Source organism: Micromonospora echinofusca, from assembly GCF_017614955.1.
GTDB lineage: Bacteria > Actinomycetota > Actinomycetes > Mycobacteriales > Micromonosporaceae > Micromonospora > Micromonospora echinofusca_A.
This window is the reverse complement of record NZ_WVUH01000443.1, coordinates 1-4962: the sequence shown is the minus strand read 5'-3', so window position 1 is coordinate 4962 and position 4962 is coordinate 1. Positions and strand designations below refer to the sequence as shown.

At 73.2% G+C, this 4962-nt stretch carries 4 protein-coding genes; 3 read left to right on the top strand and 1 reads right to left on the bottom strand.

The window, feature by feature from the left end; genetic code table 11:
• The 3 genes from GSF22_RS30510 to GSF22_RS30500 form a co-directional block, all read left to right on the top strand.
• Nucleotides 1–1375, top strand: a 1375-nt coding sequence (locus tag GSF22_RS30510; protein ID WP_208817372.1) for an amino acid adenylation domain-containing protein, incomplete at its 5' end; no start/stop codon positions are given.
• Between the two features lie 12 nt (nucleotides 1376–1387).
• Nucleotides 1388–2713, top strand: a complete 1326-nt coding sequence (locus GSF22_RS30505) for an MFS transporter (protein ID WP_208817371.1) — start codon at nucleotides 1388–1390, stop codon at nucleotides 2711–2713.
• Nucleotides 2710–3822 carry a GNAT family N-acetyltransferase gene (locus tag GSF22_RS30500; RefSeq protein ID WP_208817370.1) on the top strand — a complete coding sequence of 371 codons (1113 nt, stop codon included), beginning with the start codon at nucleotides 2710–2712 and terminating at the stop codon, nucleotides 3820–3822. Before GSF22_RS30505 ends, GSF22_RS30500 begins: the two co-directional genes overlap by 4 nt.
• Before the next feature lie 45 nt (nucleotides 3823–3867).
• On the opposite strand, the gene GSF22_RS30495 is transcribed toward GSF22_RS30500, so the two are convergent.
• Nucleotides 3868–4797, bottom strand: coding sequence for a YdcF family protein (locus GSF22_RS30495; protein ID WP_208817369.1), 930 nt, complete (start codon nucleotides 4795–4797; stop codon nucleotides 3868–3870).
• Between the last annotated feature and the right edge of the window lie 165 nt (nucleotides 4798–4962).

The window sequence follows — 4962 nt, the reverse complement described above, 5'->3', positions numbered from 1 at the left end:
GGCGGGTGCGGTGCGTCCGCTGCTGGCCGGTACCGCCGGGCCCGGGACCCGGCCCACCGGTCCACCCGGTTCCGACCCGGACCCGGTGGTGGGGGTGCTCGCCGAACGGGGGCCACTCGCCCCGACCGGGCAGCTCGCCGCCTGGCTCGCCGGTGCCGGCTACCTGCCGCTGGACCCGGCGGTGCCGCCCGGCCGGTTGGCCACGGTCATCGCCCGGGCCGGCTGCCGGGTCGTCATCACCACCGACGACCTGCGTACCCTGCTGCCGCCCGGGGTGACCGCGCTGACCGCCCCGGCCGACCCGGTCGACCCGGTCCCGGCCGACGCCACCGGCCTGGCCTACGTCATCTACACCTCCGGCTCGACCGGCGAACCCAAGGGGGTCGAGGTCGGCCACCACAGTCTCGCCCGGCTGCTGCACTGGTACCGGGACTTCTTCGGCCTCGGCCCCGACGGCCGGACGTCGATGCTGTGCAACCTGGGCTTCGACGGTCTCGTGGTGGACGTCTGGGGCGCGCTGTACGCCGGTGCCGCCGTGGCGATACCCGAGCAGTCCGTGGTCACCGACCCGGAACGGATCGCCGGTTTCCTGGCCGACTACGGGGTCACCCACACCAACATGCCCACCCCGATGCTGGAACGGTTCCTCGGTGCCGGTCAGCGGCCCGGTCGGGTACGCACCGTGGAGACCGGCGGGGACCTGCTCCGTACCTGGCCCGCGCCGGACTTCCCGGCTCCGGTGTTCAACACCTACGGCCCGACCGAGGGGACGGTCCTGGTGACCGCCGGCAGGGACCTGCGGACCGTCGGCGACCGGGAGCGGCTGCCCACCCTGGGCCGTCCGCTACCGGACGCCGACGTGTACCTGGTCGGCCCGGACGGCCGCGTCGTCACCACGCCGGGCGACGAGGGGGAGGTGGTCATCGGTGGCCCGATGCTCGCCCGGGGGTACCGGGGCGACGCCGGGGCGACCGCCCGGGCGTTCCGCACCGACGGCCCCGGGGGCGAACGGGTCTACCACACCGGCGACATCTGCCGCTGGACCGGGGACGGCGAACTGGAGTTCCTCGGCCGCCGCGACCACCAGGTCAAGATCCGGGGGTACCGGGTGGAGCTGGGCGAGATCGAGCAGCGCATCCTGCGGTACCCCGGGGTGCGGATGGTGGCGGTGGTACCCGCCGGGGACGGTCGCCTCGCCGCCTGGGCCGAGGGCGACGGCGACGCGGTGGCGATCCTCGCCGACCTCGGCACGACCCTCCCCGACTACATGGTGCCGGAGCGCCTGGTCTTCCTGCCGGGACTACCGCTGACCAGCAACGGCAAGATCGACCGCCGGAAGTTGGCGGTGACCACGACCGCGACCACCACCGGCTGAGACGGGGACCGGATGGACACCGCCGGCAACGGAGCACGGGGGCGCCTGGACCGGACCGTCGAGGCGCTGGGCCTGCCGCACGACCGGCAGGCCCTCCGGTACGGGGTGGGCGCGCTGATCAACGCTGTCGGTACCGGGCTGTTCTACCCGTTCTCCCTGCTCTACTTCCACCACCAGCTCGGCATGCCGCTCGGGTTGATCGGCCTCGCGCTGAGCATCGCGACAGCGGCCAGCCTGCTCGGGGTGGCCGGGGCCGGCCGACTGGTGGACCGGCTCGGCGCCCGACCGGTCCTGGTGGCCGCCTCGGTGCTGCGTGGCGGCGCGTACCTCGGTTTCGTCTTCGCCGCCTCGCTCCCCACCTTCGTGGCCTGCGCGCTCGTCGACGCGCTCTGCATGCGGGTCGGCCAGCTCGCCGAACAGGCGGCGATCGCGGAGACGGCCGAGCCCGACGAGCAGAGCCGTTGGTACGCGCTCTCCCGCACCACGCTCAACGCCGGCATCGGTGGCGGTGCCCTGCTCGCCGGCCTCCTGGTCAGTACCACCGCCACCTACCTTCCGCTGCTCGTCGGCAACGCGGTCAGCTTCTTCGTGGCCGCCCTCCTCTACGCCGGTCTCCGGTCCCGGACGGTGGTCGGAGTCGAACCGCCCCGGCGGCTCACCGGGTCGGCTCTCCGGGACCGGCTCTTCCTCCTGGTCGCCGGTGCGAACGCGGTGCTCTGGCTCTGCGCGCTGATGGTCGACATCGGTCTGCCGGTCTTCCTGGTCGAGTTCGCCGATGCCCCCGCCTGGCTGGTCGGCCTGGTCTTCGGCCTGAACACCGCGCTGGTCATCCTGATCGAGCTGCCACTGACGAAGCACACCAACCACCGGCCCCGACTGACCGTGGTGGCCTGGGGCGCGCTGTGTCACCTGGTCGCGTTCGCCCTGCTGCTCCCGCTGCTCGCGGTGGAGACCACCCTGCTGGTGACCCTGCTGGTGGTCGGTGTCGTGACACTGACCCTCGGCGAGGTGCTGACCGCGGTGGCCGCGACCGTGGCCACAACCGCCCTGGCACCCGCCGCCCGCCGGGGCGGCTACCTCGCGGTCAGCCATCTGATGATGGGGGTGGCCAGTGCCGGCGCCCCCATCCTGATCACCGGCACCCTGGCGGTCTCCCCGCTGCTGACCTGGATCGTGGCGGGCATCCTCTCGGCGCTGGTGGCGGTGGTGATGTTCGCCGTCTCGGGCCGGGTACAGCAGCGCATCGACGCGGCCGGTGCCGCGACGGTCCAACCGGCGGACGGGGCGGACGCTACGCCGGCCGCCCCCGGTGACGTCCCGGCCGGGGCGACGCCGTGACGAGCGCACCGTTGCGGGTGACCATCCTGGACCCGCTCCCCGAGCGGGCGGAGTGGGCCGGGCTGCCGGACGGCGGCAGTTACTACTCCACCCCCGCCTGGTTGCGGTGCAGTTCCCGGATGACCGGCGGTCCGGTGGGCGCGGTGGAGGTCCGGGACGGCGACCGGGTCGTGGTCGTCGCCCCGTACTGGATCACGACCGGGCGGGAGAATCCGTGGCGTACCCCGACGAAGGTGCTGGCACCGGTCGACCTGCCCGGCGAACGGTTCCTGATCGCCGGCACCAGCACCGGATACGTGAGCGAGATGCCCGCCGTCGACGCCGGGTACCGGCGCCGGGCCGTCCCGCTGATCGTCGACGCACTGCACGACCGGGCCGTCGCCCACGGGGTGGACGGCTGCCTGGCGCTCTACGCCCGGACGGAGCTGGTCGAGGAGTACCGCCGGGTCCTGCCCGGCCGGACACCGGTACTGCTGGACGCCGAGGCCGTCCAGCCGGTCCCGGCAACCTTCGACGCGTACCCGGCCGGGGTGTCCGCCGCGCGGCGTCGACGGGTCCGGGCCGAGTGGCGGCGGTTCCAGCAGGCCGGGTACACCCTGGACGTGGAACGGCTCACGGACTGCCGGGACGAGTTCGTCCCGCTGTACCAGCAGTTGGAAAGACGGCACGGCACCGACCTGGATGCCGACGAGCTGCACCGGGTCCTCACCGAGATGGCGCGGACCTGCGGTGACGCCGACCGGGTCTTCACCGCGCGCCGCGCCGGGCGACTGGTCGCGGCCTGCCTCTGCTACGTCGACGGACGACAGTTGACCGCCCGGATGTTCGCCGTCGACTACTCCGCCACGATGGAGGCGTTCGAGTACTTCGGTGTCACGTACTACCTGCCCATGCGGTACGCCATCGAGCACGGCTACCGGTGGCTGAGCCTCGGCACCGGCACCTTCGGCCCGAAGCTCGCCCGGGGCGCGGTACTGCATCCGCTCTGGGCGGTGGACCTCAACCCGACACCGCTCTGGGCCGGGGACGCGGCGTCCGCCGAGAACCTGCGCCGGCTCGACGACTACGCGGTGCACCCGGCGCAGTGGGCGGATCCGCCCCGGTGGTAGTCCGGACCGCGTCCGGAACGCGTCGGAGGGCTTTCCCGACCACGGTCACGGGGTCCACCGCACCGTCCAGCCCAGTTCGGTCCGGACGGGAGGCACGAGCAGCCGGTCCGGGCCGAAGAGCAGGGCAGCCGCGACCACCTGGCCCAACGCCGTCCGTTCGTGTGCCCGCAACCGGTTGGCCTCCGCACTGGGCAGATCGGGGTGGGCGACTGCGTGGACGCTGGCGCCGGGCAGGAGCAGACCGGCCAGAAACCGTACCCTCGGCTCGTGGTAGTCCGAGGTGACCACCGCCGTCGAGCGGATCCCGTGCCGGTAGGTCACCTCCCGCAGCAGGAGCAGATCCTCGTAGGTGTGCCGGCTGTCCAGACAGGCCAGCACCGGTGCCCGCAGCAGGTTCCGGCGGGCAAGATGGTCCCGGCAGTACGCCCAGTGCGGTTGCCCGGTCGGATTGAAGTGCCGGCCGGTGCCTCCGGTCAGCACCAGCGCCGCGCCGGTCCGCTCGGCGAGGCCGGCCGCGTGTACCGTCCGGCCGGCGGCCATGACACTCAGGTTGCCGCGGGCATCGTTCGGCGCGCCGAGCACGGCGACCACGTCGGGTCCGGCCGGTGGTCCGGATCGCGAGGACTGCCCTGACCAGCGGGGCTGCCCTGGCTGCCCGGAGCGCTCCGGCGGCCCGGGACGCTCTTCCGGATGTGGTACGCCGGCAGCGGCGACCGGGCCGAGGTCCGCCCAGGTTCCCCCGGTGATCCCCACCCGGCCGGACATCACCGCCTGACTGCCGGTGACCAGCCCACTCTGGACCTCCCGGACCGTGGCCGTGTCCAGCTCCAACGTCAGCCCACCGGCCGCCGGGCCGGTGTCCTCCCGCTCCACCGGTGAGGCCGGGCCCCGGGTGACCGAGTCGACCACGGCCACCCGCACGACGGGCGTCGATCCCACCGCAGCGTGCACAAGGCCGTCGAGCACGTCACTCATGCCTGTAGTCATACACGCCACCCACCCTTCCAACCTGGCGATCATGGAGTTGTGGTGGAAATTCGTGTTGATCAGTGGCTTGCGTGGGGCATCACAACTCCATGGTCAGCGGGGCCGGGCAGAGGGCGGTGCAGAGGGCGTGGCAAAGGGCCGGGCAGCTGTCTC

Bases quoted from the DNA above. Each gene is read 5' to 3' on its own strand.
- GSF22_RS30505 (WP_208817371.1), top strand. From the start codon at position 1,388: ATGGACACCGCCGGCAACGGAGCACGGGGGCGCCTGGACCGGACCGTC.
- GSF22_RS30495 (WP_208817369.1), bottom strand. From the start codon at position 4,797: ATGAGTGACGTGCTCGACGGCCTTGTGCACGCTGCGGTGGGATCGACG.